A 15,827-nucleotide genomic window follows, 5' to 3' on the forward strand; every position below is an offset into this window, starting at 1 on the left:
ATGGGGGAGAAGAAACAGAATGAAGGTTCGCCAAAAGCCGATTGTCCGTTTCCTTGTCAGCTTGATCATCGGAACGTTTGTCATCTCCGTTCCGTTTATGGCCAATGCGCATCCTGACAGGGAACTTAGAGCCGTATGGATTGCTTCCGTTTTAAACCTTGATTGGCCGTCAAAGAAAGGTTTAACAACGGAAGAACAAAAACAAGAGTATATCAAACTGCTTGACGATGTACAGACAATGGGAATGAATGCCGTTATTGTTCAGATTAAACCGACGGCAGATGCCTTTTATCCGTCCGCTTACGGACCTTGGTCTGAGTACTTAACCGGTGTCCAAGGCAAAGACCCGGGCTATGATCCGCTAGCATTTTTGATTGAAGAAACCCATAAACGAAATTTGGAATTTCACGCATGGTTTAATCCTTACCGTATTACGATGAATCATACGGATCTCGATAAATTGTCTGAGGATCATCCGGCACGAAAGCATCCAGAATGGGTTGCCGCTTATGGAAACCAGCTTTATTACCATCCGGGCATTCCTGAAGCGAGAGATTTTATCGTGAAAAGCATTGAGGAAGTCGTAAAACATTATGATATCGATGCTGTTCATATGGATGATTATTTTTACCCCTATAAAATAGCGGGACAGGAATTTCCTGATCAAAGACAATATGAACAATATGGAAAAGGCACGTTTTCCAATATTGATGACTGGCGGCGTGATAATGTGAACCAGCTAGTCAAACAAATCAACCAAACGATCAAGGCCGCGAAACCCTATGTCAAATTCGGCATCAGTCCATTTGGTGTATGGAGAAACGCGGCAGATGACCCGACCGGCTCAAATACCAAAGCAGGCGTCAGGAATTATGACGACCTATACGCCGACACAAGACATTGGATTCAAGAAGGAGACATCGATTATATTGCGCCGCAAATCTATTGGAGTATCGGCTTTAACGCAGCGGCTTACGACGTGCTGGCTGATTGGTGGAGCAATGAAGTCAACAATAGGCCTGTTCATTTATATATTGGGCAGGCAGCTTATAAAATCAACAACAACTTTGATCCGCCATGGTCCGACCCTGAGGAGTATGTAAGACAAATCACCTTAAACCGTCAGCTTGAGCTTGTAAAAGGAAGCATGCACTTCAGTCTCAAAGACCTCAACAAAAATCCGCTTGGCATTAAAGACAGGCTCATCACCGAGCTTTACAGCAAACCGGCATTGGTTCCGCAAATGCCTTGGCTTGACAGTGCCGCACCAAAAAAACCAAAGCTTACGAAGGTCACCAAAGACAAAAACGGAAACCTGCTGCTCATTCAAGACCACCCGTCAAATCAAAAAATGAAAGAAACTACCTATTATGCGATATACAGAGCCGAAGGGGAATCGACCAAAACATTGCTGGGAACCGTGAGAAAAACAAATGGGCAGCAAACCTTCTTAGATGAAACAGCAGACCCAAACAAGAAGTATACGTATTATGTCACTTCAGCAGACCGGCTCCATAACGAAAGCAAGGCTTCCAAACGAAAGACAAAATAAGAAGTGAGAAGGACGGCTTTCAAAGTCGTCTTTTTTTTAAAAGTGATGTTGGAGACAGGATTCTTTTGATAAGCCGCTGAATTTGTTAAAGAAAAAAAGCAAGGGAGAGACTCATATGAATATGGAAGCGGTTTTTGGACATTTCCCAGTATTGGAATCTGAGAATCTAGTTTTAAGTAAAATTGAAGAGGTGCACGTACAGGACGTATTTTCGATTTATGATAATGTCAGAGTATTTGAATACTGCGGCATCATCCCGAAACATAACATAAAAACAGTACATAAAATGATCGGCCATTTTGATAGGGACTACAACAAAAAAAGCAGAATTAAGTGGGGGATTTTTCCGCAGAATCAAGAGAATACACTGGTTGGGATTATTGAAGCGATGGATTTTAATCAAAAAGTAAACATGGTGACAATTGGATACTACTTAGGTGAAGAATACTGGGGGAAAGGGTTTGCTACAGAATCCGTCCGCATGCTTGCAGCATTTTTATTTAAAAACGTCAATGTAAACAGGATTCAAGCTGAAGTCATGCCTGAAAATGAAGCTTCAAAAAACGTCCTCTTAAAAAACAATTTTATAAAAGAAGGATTGCTCAGGCAGGAGTCCTATTGGTCAGGTAAAGGAGTTGTTGATGTAGAGATATACGGCCTTCTTAAAAACGAATACATATAAGTCTTTCTTTTTTTAAATACAATCAGAATATCAATGTCTGACAGAAGAGCTCACTTAATTGCGGGGCGAATCTCCAATCTAGTCTGGTCATACGCCATTTTAACTGATCCGGCTGAAGAAACCCTTTTTGCTGCACTTTCTTTATCAAAAACTTGATCGATCACAGTTCCCGACACTATCAAATAGGCACGCCATTGCGTTTGCGATATGGATGTATGCTATGTATGCTATGTATGCTCATCCCGTAGATGTTTTTACATAAAAAATGACCCCGTTTTAATTTTCAGACTTCTTTTGTCAGGGAATGATTACAGAACTCGCCTAATAGGATGTTACAAAGATGTGAAGGAGGAAACCACGTGAATTTTGAGCTGACAAAAGAACAGCAAATGGTGCGTGAAATGGTAAAGGATTTTGCGAAAAAAGAAATTGCTCCTCACGCTGAACATGTAGATCAAACAGGCGAGTTCCCGATTCAAACATTTAAAAAAATGGGTGAAATCGGGCTGATGGGCATTCCATTTCCAGAAGAATACGGCGGATCGGGAGGAGATACGATTTCATATGCCTTAGCGGTTGAAGAAATCGGCAAAGCCTGCGGCAGTACTGGATTAAGCTATGCAGCGGCGGTCTCGCTCGGCGCAAGCCCGCTTTATTACTTCGGAACAGAAGAACAAAAACAGGCGCATTTGACTCCGCTGGCGTCGGGCAAAGCACTCGGATCATTCGGCCTAACGGAACCAAATGCCGGATCAGATGCAGGAGGCACTCAAACGAAAGCGGTGACAAACGGTGACGAGTACGTGATTAACGGCGAAAAATGCTGGATCACAAATGCAAGCTACGCACGCACGGTGATTGTGACCGCAGTAACAGGCAAAAACAAAGACGGAAAAAACATCATTTCCGCATTGATTGTGCCAACCGACACACCCGGACTTACGATTACGAGCCCGTACGATAAAATGGGCGTCCGAGGTTCAAACACAGCGGAAATTTTGCTTGAAGATGTCAGAGTGCCTGCGGGCAACTTACTCGGTGATCCAACAAAAGGGTTTAAGCAGTTTCTATACACGCTGGACGGCGGACGAATCTCTATCGCCGCTCTTGCAGTCGGCATTGCCCAAGCCGCACTTGAAGCATCATTGGCATATGCGAAAGAACGGAAGCAGTTCGGACAGCCGATTTCTTCCTTTCAGGCGATACAATTTAAGCTTGCCGACATGGCGATGGAAATTGATCTGGCGCGGCAAATGGTGTTAAAAGCCGCATGGCTGAAAGACCATAAACGACCGTTCACAAAAGAAGCGGCGTATGCCAAGCTCTTTGCATCTGAAATGGCGACAAGAGCTTGCAATCAAGCTATTCAAATCCATGGAGGTTCAGGCTATATGAGGGAATATGGGGTAGAGCGGATGCTGCGGGACGCAAAATTAATGGAAATCGGTGAAGGCACATCTGAAATTCAGCGTATCGTGATCGCCAGACAGCTTTTAACGTAAAATGTAAACGCTTTCCCATATCTTAGAAAGGAGGAACAATGCATGGCTGAACTCATCCATTCCACAATCGGCAGACTGCTGGAACAAACCGCTGAAACCTATCCCGACCAAGAAGCGGTTGTTTATCCAGACAGACATATCCGCTATACGTACGCCCAATTTGACAGCCTGTGCCGTCAAACCGCTAAAGCACTCATGCGGATGGGGATTGGGAAAGGAGACCACGTAGCCATATGGGCTTCAAATATCCCCGAATGGCTGGCCGTTCAGTTCGCCACCGCAAAAATCGGAGCCGTGCTCGTGACCGTCAATACCAATTACCAAGCACACGAGCTCGATTACTTGTTAAAGCAATCGGATGCCGTGGCGCTTATTGTCATGGATTCATACCGGGGCACTTCTTACACAGACATCCTGAACAGCCTCATTCCAGAGCTGCAAACCGCCGAGCCCGGGCAGCTGACATCAGCACGCTATCCCTTTTTAAAAATGCTGCTCTATATTGGCGATAAACCTTTGCCGGGCATGTATCATTGGGGGGATACAGAGAGATTTGCAAAAACAGTGACAGATGCTGAGCTGGAAGCAAGAATGAACAGCCTTGAAAAAGACGATGTGATCAACATGCAATACACATCAGGAACGACAGGGTTTCCTAAAGGTGTGATGCTGACCCATTTTAATGTCATCAATAACGCTGCCAATATCGCTGAATGTATGGCATTAACCTCTCAAGACCGCATGTGCATCCCTGTCCCGTTTTTTCACTGTTTCGGATGCGTGCTCGGGGTTTTGGCGTGTGTGTCCGTCGGGGCAGCCATGATACCTGTACAGGAATTTGATCCCGTTTCCGTTCTTAAAACGGTCGAAAAAGAGAAATGCACAGCGCTCCACGGCGTGCCGACCATGTTTATCGCCGAGCTGCATCATCCGGATTTTGAAGCATATGATTTATCGACGCTCCGAACAGGCATCATGGCCGGCTCTCCCTGTCCAAGTGAAGTGATGAAAGCTGTCATTGAAAAGATGGGTATGAAAGACATTACGATCGCCTATGGACAAACCGAAGCCTCACCGGTCATTACGCAAACGAGAGCCAATGATTCCTTCATAAGGAGAGTCGATACAACAGGCCGCGTCCTGCCTCATGCAGAAGTGAAAATTGTAGAGCCCGGAACATGTCAAGAAGTTCAAAGAGGCGTGCAGGGAGAGCTATGCACCCGCGGCTATCATGTCATGAAAGGCTATTATAAAAATGAAGAAGCAACCAAAAAAGCAATCAATGCCGACGGATGGCTGTTTACCGGAGATCTTGCTGTCATGGATGAAGACGGGTACTGCCGCATCACCGGAAGATTAAAAGATATGCTCATCAGAGGCGGTGAGAACATTTACCCTCGGGAAATCGAAGAATTTTTATACCGGCATCCCGCTATTATAGATGTACAGGTCGTTGGTGTGCCTGATGCCAAATTCGGGGAAGAGGCAGCAGCGTGGATTAAACTAAAAGACGGAAAAAGCGTTTCATCTGAAGAGCTTAAATCCTATTGCAAAGGGAAAATCGCCCGCCACAAAATTCCGCGTTATGTGATTTTGACAGACGAGTACCCGATGACGGCTTCAGGTAAAATTCAAAAATATAAACTGCGTGAAAAAACGATTGAACTGTTCAACTTATCATGTCAATGAGGTGAAGCCATGTTTACAAAAGTACTAATCGCCAACCGCGGAGAAATCGCAATGAGAATTATCCGAACGTGCAGCCGCCTCGGCATCAAAACGGTCGCGGTTTATTCAGAAGCAGACAGAGACGCACCCCATACAAAGGCGGCCACAGAGGCTTATTTGATCGGGGAATCAAGAGTGAGTGAAAGTTATTTAAATATAGAGAGAATGATAGAGACGGCAAAAAAAGTAAACGCCGACGCGATCCACCCGGGATACGGGTTATTATCAGAAAACAGCCGATTCGCTGAACGCTGCAAGCAAGAAAACATCGTGTTTATCGGCCCTGCACCCGATATCATCGCAAAGATGGGCAGCAAAATTGAAGCGCGAAAAGCAATGGAGGCAGCAGGAGTCCCTGTCGTTCCCGGCATTTCTGAATCCCTCGGAGACATTCAGGCAGCTTGCCTCACCGCACATCAAATCGGCTACCCTGTCATGCTGAAAGCTTCAGCGGGCGGAGGAGGCATCGGAATGCAGCTTGTTCAGAACGAAGAAGCATTAAGAAAGGCGTACGAGGGGAACAAAAAGCGTGCCGCAGATTTTTTCGGCGACGGGTCGATGTATATAGAGAAAGTCATTGAACACGCCCGCCACATCGAAGTTCAGCTTTTGGCCGATCAGCATGACCATACAGTACACCTGTTTGAACGCGATTGCTCAGTTCAAAGACGCCATCAAAAGGTCATTGAAGAAGCGCCGTCTCCATTTTTAGACGATGAACTGAGAATGAAGATCGGGCAAACGGCAGTAAAAGCAGCCAAAGCGATCGGCTATACGAACGCAGGAACCATTGAATTTTTAGTTGATCCGAATCAAAACTTTTATTTCCTCGAAATGAATACAAGATTGCAAGTTGAACACCCCGTGACTGAAGAAATAACAGGCCTAGACTTAGTAGAGCAGCAGTTACGTATTGCTGCGGGCCAAACTCTCACATTCTCTCAAAAAGACATCAAACGAAACGGGCATGCGATAGAGGTCAGAATATACGCGGAAGATCCGAAGACCTTCTATCCGTCACCGGGAACGATCTCTGCGTTTTCACTCCCTGGCCAAACAGGCGTCAGACACGAATGTGCGGTAGCGAAAGGCAGTACTGTCACCCCTTTTTATGACCCGATGATCGCCAAAATGATTGTCAAAGGCCAAAACAGAGAGGAGGCAATTGAAAAACTGGAGACAGCGCTCAGCGACTATCAGATAGAGGGAATCAAAACAAATCTTCCGCTTCTCATACAGGCTGCGGCATCAAAAGCATTTAAAGAAGGGGATGTTACGACTGACTTTTTGAAACAACACCTATAAAGGAGGCAGTTGTCATGACAGTTAAGATACAAATGGCGGGAAACCTGTGGAAAGTGCACGTCAAAGCCGGCGACCAAATTGAAAAAGGCCAGGAAGTTGCCATTCTGGAATCAATGAAAATGGAAATACCGATCGTTTCAGACAGAAGCGGAATCGTAAAAGAAGTCAAAAAACATGAGGGCGATTTCGCAAATGAAGGAGACGTGCTGCTCGTACTGAGCGATTCCACTCAATAATCTGGAGGAAGAACATGTCATATCCTAAAAAAGTGAAGATCAAAGAAGTCGGTCCGCGTGACGGCTTACAAAACGAGCCCGTATGGATCGCAACAGAAGATAAAATCACTTGGGTCAACCAGCTTTCCCGGACAGGGCTTTCCTACATCGAAATCACATCCTTCGTGCATCCGAAATGGATTCCGGCGCTTCGAGATGCGATAGACGTCGCAAAAGGCATCGACCGTGTAAAGGAGGTAACGTACGCGGCACTTGTTCCGAATCAAAAGGGACTGGAGAATGCGCTTGAAGGAGGCATTGACGAAGCTTGCGTCTTTATGTCCGCCAGCGAGACGCACAATAGAAAAAACATCAACAAATCGACTTCTGAAACTCTTCACATTCTCAAACAAGTAAACGATGACGCAATAAAAGCAAACCTCACAACAAGAGCCTACCTCTCAACCGTTTTCGGCTGTCCGTACGAAAAAGATGTCCCCATTGAACAAGTGATTCGTCTTTCTGAAGCCCTATTTGAATTTGGAATTTCTGAACTGTCGCTTGGAGATACAATCGGAGCGGCAAATCCCGCCCAAGTTGAAACCGTGCTTGAAGCTCTTTTGCCACGATTCCCCGCCAATCAAATCGCCTTGCATTTTCATGATACGAGAGGAACGGCGCTGGCCAACATGGTCACAGCGCTCCAAATGGGCATCACTGTGTTCGACGGCTCGGCAGGCGGGCTTGGAGGCTGCCCATATGCTCCAGGTTCGTCAGGAAACGCCGCAACTGAGGACATCGTGTATATGCTTGAACACATGGGCATCAAAACAAATGTAAAGCTCGATAAACTGCTTTCTGCGGCCAAATGGATAGAAGAGAAAATGGGCAAACAACTGCCGAGCCGAAATTTACAGGTGTTTAAATCATCTTCATAAAAGAGAGGACAAATACAATGGAAGAATCTATTCTTTTTACCGTTCAAAACGATCACATTGCCGTGATCACTTTAAATAGGCCTCAGGCGGCAAATGCTCTTTCAGCGGAAATGCTCAGAAACCTGCATGTGATTCTTCAGGAAATTGAATTCAATGCAAACATCCGCTGCGTCATCCTCACAGGTACCGGCGAAAAAGCGTTTTGCGCGGGGGCAGACTTAAAAGAACGGCTAAAGCTGAAAGAAGATCAGGTTCTTGAAAGTGTATCTCTCATTCAAAGAACCGCGGCTTTGCTTGATGCCCTGCCGCAGCCGGTTATAGCTGCGATAAACGGAAGCGCATTGGGCGGCGGTCTTGAATTGTCATTGGCATGCGACCTTCGAATCGCAACTGAATCTGCCGTGCTGGGCCTTCCGGAAACAGGGTTAGCCATTATCCCAGGCGCTGGAGGAACCCAAAGGCTCCCGCGGCTGATCGGCAGAGGAAAAGCAAAAGAATTAATTTATACAGGCAGACGCGTAACTGCACACGAAGCAAAGGAGATAGGCCTTGTAGAGCATGTCACGGCACCCTGTAACCTCATGCCAAAAGCAGAGGAACTGGCCGCAGCCATTTCTGCCAACGGGCCGATCGCTGTCCGTCAGGCTAAATTCGCAATCAATAAAGGATTGGAGACAGATCTCGCTACAGGTCTGGCGATTGAACAAAAAGCATATGAACATACCATTCCGACAAAAGACAGAAGAGAAGGACTTCAGGCGTTTCAAGAAAAAAGACGGGCCGTATACAAGGGAATATAAAAGGGAGGCAATGCTCATGGATTATGAAAAGGAACGAACAGAACGGGCCGATCGGATACGACAAGGCGGGGCGGAAAAGTATCATCAGAGCAACCAAGAAAAAGGCAAGCTCTTTGTCAGAGAACGGCTTGCTCTTTTGTTTGACGATGACATCGAGCTTGAAGACGCTTTTTTTGCGGAATGCATGTCAGACGGGCTTCCCGCTGACGGAGTCATAACAGCCATCGGCAAAATCGGCGGCCAAACCGTTTGCGCCATGGCCAATGACTCAACGGTAAAAGCAGGCTCATGGGGAGCGAAAACCGTTGAAAAAATCATCAGAATCCAAGAAACAGCGGAAAAATTAAACTGTCCGCTCCTTTATTTAGTCGATTCGGCAGGCGCCAGAATCACCGACCAAATCAATGTATTTCCAGGGAGACGCGGCGCGGGAAGAATTTTTTACAATCAAGTCAAATTATCAGGGCGCATTCCGCAAATCTGCCTGCTATTCGGGCCGTCTGCCGCAGGAGGCGCTTATATCCCGGCCTTTTGTGACATAGTCGTCATGGTAGACGGTAACGCCTCCATGTATTTAGGCTCACCAAGGATGGCGGAAATGGTCATTGGCGAAAAAGTGTCTCTCGAAGAAATGGGCGGCGCCCGTATGCATTGCTCAATCTCAGGGTGCGGAGATATTCTTGCAGACACTGAAGAAGAAGCCATACGTCTGGCACGGGCTTATTTATCGTACTTTCCGGCTAATTATCAAGCTAAAGCGCCCATTCAGGATAAACGCCCGCCACAACACTTCGACAGCCCGCTTGCCGACGTCATTCCGCAGAACCAAAATGCGCCATTTGATATGCATGAGCTGATAGAGCGGGTCATTGATGAAGACTCATTTTTTGAAATCAAAGCTTTATTCGCACCTGAATTAATAACGGGCCTCGCACGAATTCACGGGCAGCCTGTCGGCATTGTTGCAAATCAGCCGAAGGTAAAAGGAGGCGTCTTATTCCATGATTCAGCAGACAAAGCGGCTAAATTTATTACCTTATGTGACGCGTTTCATATCCCATTGCTGTTCTTAGCAGATATTCCCGGCTTTATGATCGGCACAAAGGTAGAACAAGCCGGCATCATCAGGCACGGAGCAAAAATGATTTCAGCGATGTCAGAGGCAACTGTTCCCAAGCTCTCTGTCATTGTCCGAAAAGCGTACGGAGCGGGGTTGTACGCAATGGCAGGGCCGGCATTTGAACCGGATTGCTGCTTGGCGCTCCCAACCGCCCAAATCGCCGTCATGGGCCCAGAAGCAGCTGTAAACGCCGTCTACGCGAAAAAAATCGCCGAGCTGCCGAAAGAAGAGAGGGTGCCATTTATCAGCAGCAAACGGGAGGAATACAAAGAGGACATCAATATATACCGCCTGGCTTCAGAGATGATCATCGATGCCGTCATTCCAGCCAATTCGCTGCGTGATGAACTGGCCAAACGGCTCAAGGCATATATGACAAAGGAAATGACATTTACCAATCGAAAGCATCCGGTTTATCCGGTGTAAAAAAGCAAGGAATGAGGGAGGAGCGCAAAAGGCGCTCTTTCTTTATTAACAATAATCACATTATGTTAACTAATCAACTTTGCATAAAACGCTATGTTTTTTAGAATAGTAAATAAAGGCTGCCTCACTAGCGGCAATTATCAGTTCATCATAAAAAGGGGCCTACATGATGTATCATTTATATTCACATAACGACTTGGACGGAGTAGGGTGCGGAATCGTAGCAAAATTGGCTTTCGGGAAAGATATTGAGATCCGGTATAACTCTGTCAACGGCTTAAACGCTCAGGTGCAGCACTTTTTAGAAAAAGCGAAAGAGAACAACAGACAAGACGCGTTATTCATCACCGATCTCGCCGTTAACGAAGAAAACGAAAAGAGATTGAATGAGTATGTTCAAGCGGGCGGAAAAGTGAAGCTGATTGACCATCATAAAACAGCTCTTCATTTAAATGAGCATGAATGGGGATTTGTCCAAGTGGAATACGATGATGGACGGCTTTCATCGGCCACATCGCTGTTATATGACTATCTCGTTAAAAATGGCTTCATGAAACCGACAAATGCCTTAGATCAATTCACAGAACTCGTCCGCCAATATGATACATGGGAATGGGAGCGGTACGATCAAAAACAGGCGAAGCGGCTTAATGACCTTTTCTTTTTGCTGTCAATCGATGAATTTGAAAAAAAAATGATTCAGCGTCTTTCTGCGCATGATGAATTTTTCTTTGATGAATTTGAAGAAAAGCTGCTTGATTTAGAAGACGAAAAAATCGAGCGCTACCTTCGCAGGAAGAAAAGGGAATTGGTGCAAACCTTTGTTCACGAACACTGTGCGGGCATCGTTCACGCAGAATCGTACCATTCAGAGCTTGGAAACAGGCTTGGAAAAGAAAATCCGCATCTTGATTACATTGCGATTTTAAGCATGGGGTCAAAACGAGTCAGCCTGCGCACCATTCACGATGACATCGATGTGTCAGAGATCGCCGGCCGATACGGAGGCGGAGGACATGCAAAGGCATCCGGCTGTTCTATAACCGACGAAGTATACGAATTGTTTGTTGCTGAAGCATTCCGAATTGATCCTGTCAGGCCGGATGCTTTCCGTAACTTCTATAACCTAAAGGGGTCTGCCAACGGATCATTGTATGAAAATCGCGCACAAATGAGATTTTTTCTGTTTCCTTTAGACAACGAGTGGAATATTCAAATTAACGGGGAAACACAGGATGAAACATTCACATCTTTTGAAGAAGCAGAATGGTTTATGAAAAGAAATTATGCCGCATCGCTCGTGCGTGATGAAGTATTTGTCGCATTTTTAGCGGAACACTTGAAGCTGGCAAACCAACAGCGCAGATAAAAAAATATGCATAGGGGTGCATCAATCATCCCTATGCATATCCGCCAGCTATCGTTTAAAAATGGCTGTGCGTTTTTTAATCGCAAAATAAAGGGCAATCACGACAATAGCCAGTATCATAATCGGTGTTGTATAAGTGCCCGCAATGTTCTCAACATCATCCCACTGGCTTCCGAGCTGAATGCCTAAATAAACAAACAGGATAGACCACGGAATGATCGCGAGTACAGTCAGGACCACAAATTTGGAAAACGGCATTTTGGCAATGCCTGCGGGGATGGATATCGCATGTCTGACAACCGGTATAAAACGTGCCGAGAAGACAACCCCCGTGCCGTACTTTTGAAACCAGTTTTCTGACATATCAATATGATGCTTTTTAATCAATAAGTACTTCCCGTATTTGTCCAAAAACGGTCTGCCGCCATAGCGACCGATCCAATAAATAAAGATCTGGGCAATGGTGCCCCCGATAACCCCCGCAATAATGGCGCCAATAAATCCAATCGTGCCTTCCGATACCATATAGCCGCCATAGGCCAATACAATTTCACTCGGTATGATTTCGATCATCAAACCAATTGCAATGCCCGCATATCCCATATTCGTCAGCCAAGTTAAAATTTCGCTTATCAAACTGCCCACATTCTTCACAACCTGTCCTTATCTTTTTCACTATTATATGACTGATTGACGAGCAAGATGGTTACAAATTTTTTTATCGCAGCACTTCTTTTGTTTCCCGTTTTAGCACTTCTTCTAAATAAGCTAAAAGCTGAGATCTCATTTCAGGACGCATTAAGCCGATATCGGTGCTTGCTTTAAAACAGCCCAATTTATCGCCAATGTCATATCGTTTTCCTTCCAGAAGCCGCGCATGAATAGGCTGGGTGCGGCAAACCTCACGAAGTGCATCTGTTAATTGAATCTCATTGCCTGCGCCTCTCCGGATCGACTTCAAAACAGGGAAGATAGAAGGGTTCAGTACATATCGTCCCATCACTGCAATTTCGGAAGGGGCTTCTTCCAGAGACGGCTTTTCAACTAAATCGTTCACTTCATACACATGGCCTTGAGAGCCTGATGTCTGAATAATACCATATTTGCTGACATCCTCAGGAAGAACAGACTGTACGCCGACAACCTCTGTGCCATAAGCGGCGTATACATCCATTAATTGCCGAAGAGCCGGCTTTTCAGACACCATAATATCATCGCCTAAGAGGACGGCAAACGGTTCATCTCCAATGAAATGCTCCGCACACAGCACCGCATGACCTAATCCGAGCGGTTCTTTCTGACGAATATAATGAATATTGGCCAAATCGGCAATCTGCTGCATTTCCTTAAGCGTCTCCGTCTTGCCTTTTTCCCGCAGATTGAATTCCAATTCCGCCGATCGGTCAAAATGATCTTCAATCGAGCGTTTGTTTCTCCCTGTAATAATCAGTATATCTTCAATTCCTGACTCTACGGCTTCTTCTACAATGTATTGAATTGCTGGTTTGTCGACAATCGGGAGCATTTCTTTCGGCTGCGCCTTTGTCGCCGGCAGAAATCTCGTTCCTAAACCCGCTGCGGGAATGACCGCTTTTCTCACTTTTTTTCTCATTCATCTTCACTCCTGATCCTGTATGTTTTTCAGCGAATCTCCAAATACCCAGATTCGGTTTCCGATATAATTCATCATCATTCCGCCGATAGTGGCGGCGAGCTTACTCACCAAAAGCGAACAGCCGCCTTTTTGAAACAAATAAAGCAGCAAAAAGGTAATCCCCGACGCGGCAATATTAATCATGAGAAAGCGCACGATCTCTTTTCCCCCAGCCTTACGTTTTACACGAAACGTCCAACTCCGGTTCCACACATAGCTGTTGATGATACCTGCAGAATAGGAGCAGATCTGCGCCGGCAGATACGGAACATGACAAGTGGTGAGAAGAAAGAAGACACCAAAATCTATCAGTGTATTGCCGACGCCCACGGTGCAAAAACGGCCTAATGTTTTTATTTTTTCTTTCAGCATAACGGCACGCGGTTTTGACCTCCCTTCATAAAAGATACAGATGGCTGTCATATTTGTTGATATGGATTACTTTAGCGGACAGTGTTGAATAAACAATTACTAAAATATGAACAAAACATGAAAAATTAATGAGGCCTTGCAGATTCATTACGTTAACATTTTGCTAGGAATTTTAATGTTCTGTATAAATGTTAACTTTTAATCATTTTTTTCAAGATGGGAGAGGACGTCATCTTCCTGGTCGTTCCCCAAAAACAGTTGCTGTCAGGGAAGGAGAAAGGAATCGCTGCTTGACCAGCGACAAAGCAAAAGGCGCCACAGGTCATGGACGGCGGGAATACTGCTCAATAGTTCTTATGCTCTTGAAAAAAACAATCGCTCTGAACGGCTGTTTTATTGTGCCTGAAAACTTTGTTCATAGAAAGATGAAAAAATATGACGGATTTCGAAAGAGGAATGCGATTTGATAAAGAAGTGTCTTACAAAGAAGAGAACAATGGAAACAGGAATCAGCAGAAGAAGTTGCCAAAATTCAATAGATTGAGAAGTTCCGAGCGCAACATCTATAATCAACCACAATCAATTTACAATCCTTCACAAATATACAAATTGACTTTTACAATAAAAAGAAAATATGTAATTTCCGACACAATTATGTCAATAGTCCTAAAACAATGAACATCAAGGGCGCTATCTAAGTGAAGAAGAGTCGGTAACAGACTTCCATCCCGGCTTTTATCATCTCTCTTTAAGACTGATTTTTCAGTATCAGCCCACGCTTATATTTCATGAATAAATGTATCCAGGTCCTTTGTAAAATCGAGCAATAACTCCTCCAAAAGTATTCTATACACATTTATTATAATCATGCTAGGATGTTAGATATAGGGATATTTTGTATAAAATTGTATCAATCTTCAATGTGAACGGAGGAAGCTCATGAACAATCTTGCCTTTTTATTTCCTGGACAAGGGTCTCAATTTGTAGGAATGGGCAAACCTTTTTGGAATGATTTTGTGCTCGCAAAGAGGTTATTTGAAGAAGCGAGCGATGCGATCTCCTTTGATATAAAAAAACTGTGTTTTAACGGTGATATGAATGAATTGACAAAGACAATGAATGCACAGCCCGCTATTTTAACGGTCAGTGTGATTGCTTTTCAAGTGTATATGCAGGAAATAGGGATTAAGCCTCACTTTCTTGCAGGTCATAGCTTAGGAGAATACTCAGCGCTTGTCTGTGCGGGCGCCCTTTCTTTTCATGATGCCGTTACACTTGTAAGACAGCGAGGAATTCTTATGCAAAATGCGGACCCTCAGCAGCAGGGGACGATGGCCGCCGTGACTCAGCTTTCTCTTCAAACATTGCAAGAAATATGTTCAAAAGTGTCGACGGAAGAATGTCCGGCAGATGTCGCCTGCATGAATTCAGACCAGCAGCATGTGGTTTCCGGACATAGAGAAGCTGTGGAACGTGTCATCAGGATGGCGGAGGAAAAGGGGGCTAAATATACTTATTTGAATGTCAGTGCGCCTTTTCACAGTTCGATGATACGATCAGCATCCGAACAATTCCAGACTGTATTACACCAGTATTCCTTCCGGGATGCCGCATGGCCGATCATTTCGAATGTCACCGCACACCCTTACAGCAGCGGAAATTCGATCAACGAACATCTCAAGCAGCACATGACGATGCCGGTTAGATGGGCGGAATCAATACATTACTTGCTTCTACAAGAAGTTACGGAAGTCATCGAAATGGGGCCGAACAATGTCTTATCCGGTCTGCTGAGAAAAATAACGAATCACATTGCACCTTATCCTTTAGGACAGACATCTGATATTCACCAGCTTTCCAATTCAGCGGAAAGAAATAAACTTGTTGTCCGTTTACGCAAAAAACAACTGAATAAATTGATGATTCAAACCGTCATTGCGCGAAATTACAACAAGGATTCATCGGCTTATTCCAACATGACGACCCCATTATTTACGCAAATCCATGAGCTGAAGGAGAGAATGGAGAGAATGGAAAGACATGGAGATGAGCTTTCAGAACAAGAATTCGAACATTCGATCCATTTATGCAAATTAATTTGCAAGGCTAAACAGCTTCCGGCTTGGGAACAATTACGGATTTTAAAATAAAGCGCCCAGGAGG

General features: G+C 44.9%; 14 protein-coding genes and 1 pseudogene. 12 read left to right on the plus strand and 3 right to left on the minus strand.

Annotated features, from left to right (window positions below; translation table 11 throughout):
• The first annotated feature begins 19 nt into the window (after window positions 1-19).
• The 11 genes and pseudogenes from JMN17_RS04805 (at window position 20) to nrnB (ending at window position 11,637) form a co-directional block, all read left to right on the plus strand.
• Window positions 20-1,552 (plus strand): glycoside hydrolase family 10 protein, encoded by a 1,533-nt coding sequence (locus JMN17_RS04805; RefSeq protein ID WP_087991390.1) that lies wholly within the window; start codon window positions 20-22, stop codon window positions 1,550-1,552.
• 115 nt (window positions 1,553-1,667) lie between these two features.
• A pseudogene (locus JMN17_RS22100) lies at window positions 1,668-1,772 on the plus strand (GNAT family N-acetyltransferase); the annotation flags it as partial.
• Entirely contained in the window at window positions 1,767-2,234 is a 468-nt protein-coding gene (locus tag JMN17_RS04810; RefSeq protein ID WP_250621880.1) for a GNAT family N-acetyltransferase, read from the plus strand. The pseudogene JMN17_RS22100 and the gene JMN17_RS04810, both read left to right, overlap by 6 nt.
• A 359-nt stretch (window positions 2,235-2,593) precedes the next feature.
• Window positions 2,594-3,736, plus strand: coding sequence for an acyl-CoA dehydrogenase family protein (locus JMN17_RS04815; RefSeq protein WP_202327585.1), 1,143 nt, complete (start codon window positions 2,594-2,596; stop codon window positions 3,734-3,736).
• 42 nt (window positions 3,737-3,778) lie between these two features.
• Entirely contained in the window at window positions 3,779-5,425 is a 1,647-nt protein-coding gene (locus JMN17_RS04820) for an AMP-binding protein (RefSeq protein ID WP_202327587.1), read from the plus strand.
• 9 nt (window positions 5,426-5,434) lie between these two features.
• Entirely contained in the window at window positions 5,435-6,769 is a 1,335-nt protein-coding gene (locus tag JMN17_RS04825; protein ID WP_202327588.1) for an acetyl-CoA carboxylase biotin carboxylase subunit, read from the plus strand.
• A 14-nt stretch (window positions 6,770-6,783) separates the two neighbouring features.
• Window positions 6,784-7,005 carry an acetyl-CoA carboxylase biotin carboxyl carrier protein subunit gene (locus tag JMN17_RS04830; RefSeq protein ID WP_087991394.1) on the plus strand — a complete coding sequence of 74 codons (222 nt, stop codon included), beginning with the start codon at window positions 6,784-6,786 and terminating at the stop codon, window positions 7,003-7,005.
• Window positions 7,006-7,019: 14 nt separating this feature from the next.
• On the plus strand, window positions 7,020-7,922 hold the full coding sequence (ldeG, locus tag JMN17_RS04835; protein ID WP_202327590.1) for a hydroxymethylglutaryl-CoA lyase: 903 nt from the start codon (window positions 7,020-7,022) through the stop codon (window positions 7,920-7,922).
• 17 nt (window positions 7,923-7,939) lie between these two features.
• Complete coding sequence (locus JMN17_RS04840; RefSeq protein ID WP_202327591.1) at window positions 7,940-8,722, plus strand: enoyl-CoA hydratase; 783 nt, start codon at window positions 7,940-7,942, stop codon at window positions 8,720-8,722.
• A 10-nt stretch (window positions 8,723-8,732) separates the two neighbouring features.
• Window positions 8,733-10,268 (plus strand): acyl-CoA carboxylase subunit beta, encoded by a 1,536-nt coding sequence (locus JMN17_RS04845; protein ID WP_202327593.1) that lies wholly within the window; start codon window positions 8,733-8,735, stop codon window positions 10,266-10,268.
• A 169-nt stretch (window positions 10,269-10,437) separates the two neighbouring features.
• Window positions 10,438-11,637: an oligoribonuclease NrnB gene (nrnB, locus tag JMN17_RS04850; protein ID WP_202327602.1), complete on the plus strand. Its 1,200-nt coding sequence runs from the start codon at window positions 10,438-10,440 to the stop codon at window positions 11,635-11,637.
• Window positions 11,638-11,685: 48 nt separating this feature from the next.
• Here the strand turns inward: nrnB and JMN17_RS04855 are convergent, their stop codons facing one another.
• From JMN17_RS04855 to JMN17_RS04865, 3 genes are all read right to left on the minus strand, one after another.
• Window positions 11,686-12,282 (minus strand): DedA family protein, encoded by a 597-nt coding sequence (locus JMN17_RS04855; RefSeq protein ID WP_087991399.1) that lies wholly within the window; start codon window positions 12,280-12,282, stop codon window positions 11,686-11,688.
• A 73-nt stretch (window positions 12,283-12,355) separates the two neighbouring features.
• Window positions 12,356-13,249, minus strand: coding sequence for a UTP--glucose-1-phosphate uridylyltransferase GalU (gene galU / locus JMN17_RS04860; protein WP_202327604.1), 894 nt, complete (start codon window positions 13,247-13,249; stop codon window positions 12,356-12,358).
• Between the two features lie 6 nt (window positions 13,250-13,255).
• Window positions 13,256-13,714 carry a GtrA family protein gene (locus JMN17_RS04865; RefSeq protein WP_202327606.1) on the minus strand — a complete coding sequence of 153 codons (459 nt, stop codon included), beginning with the start codon at window positions 13,712-13,714 and terminating at the stop codon, window positions 13,256-13,258.
• An 888-nt stretch (window positions 13,715-14,602) separates the two neighbouring features.
• On the opposite strand from JMN17_RS04865, the gene fabD reads away from it, so the two are divergent.
• Window positions 14,603-15,814, plus strand: coding sequence for an ACP S-malonyltransferase (fabD, locus tag JMN17_RS04870; RefSeq protein ID WP_202327608.1), 1,212 nt, complete (start codon window positions 14,603-14,605; stop codon window positions 15,812-15,814).
• Window positions 15,815-15,827: the final 13 nt, after the last annotated feature.

Source organism: Bacillus sp. RHFS10 (genome assembly GCF_016757475.1).
Classification (GTDB): Bacteria; Bacillota; Bacilli; order Bacillales; family Bacillaceae; genus Bacillus; species Bacillus subtilis_G.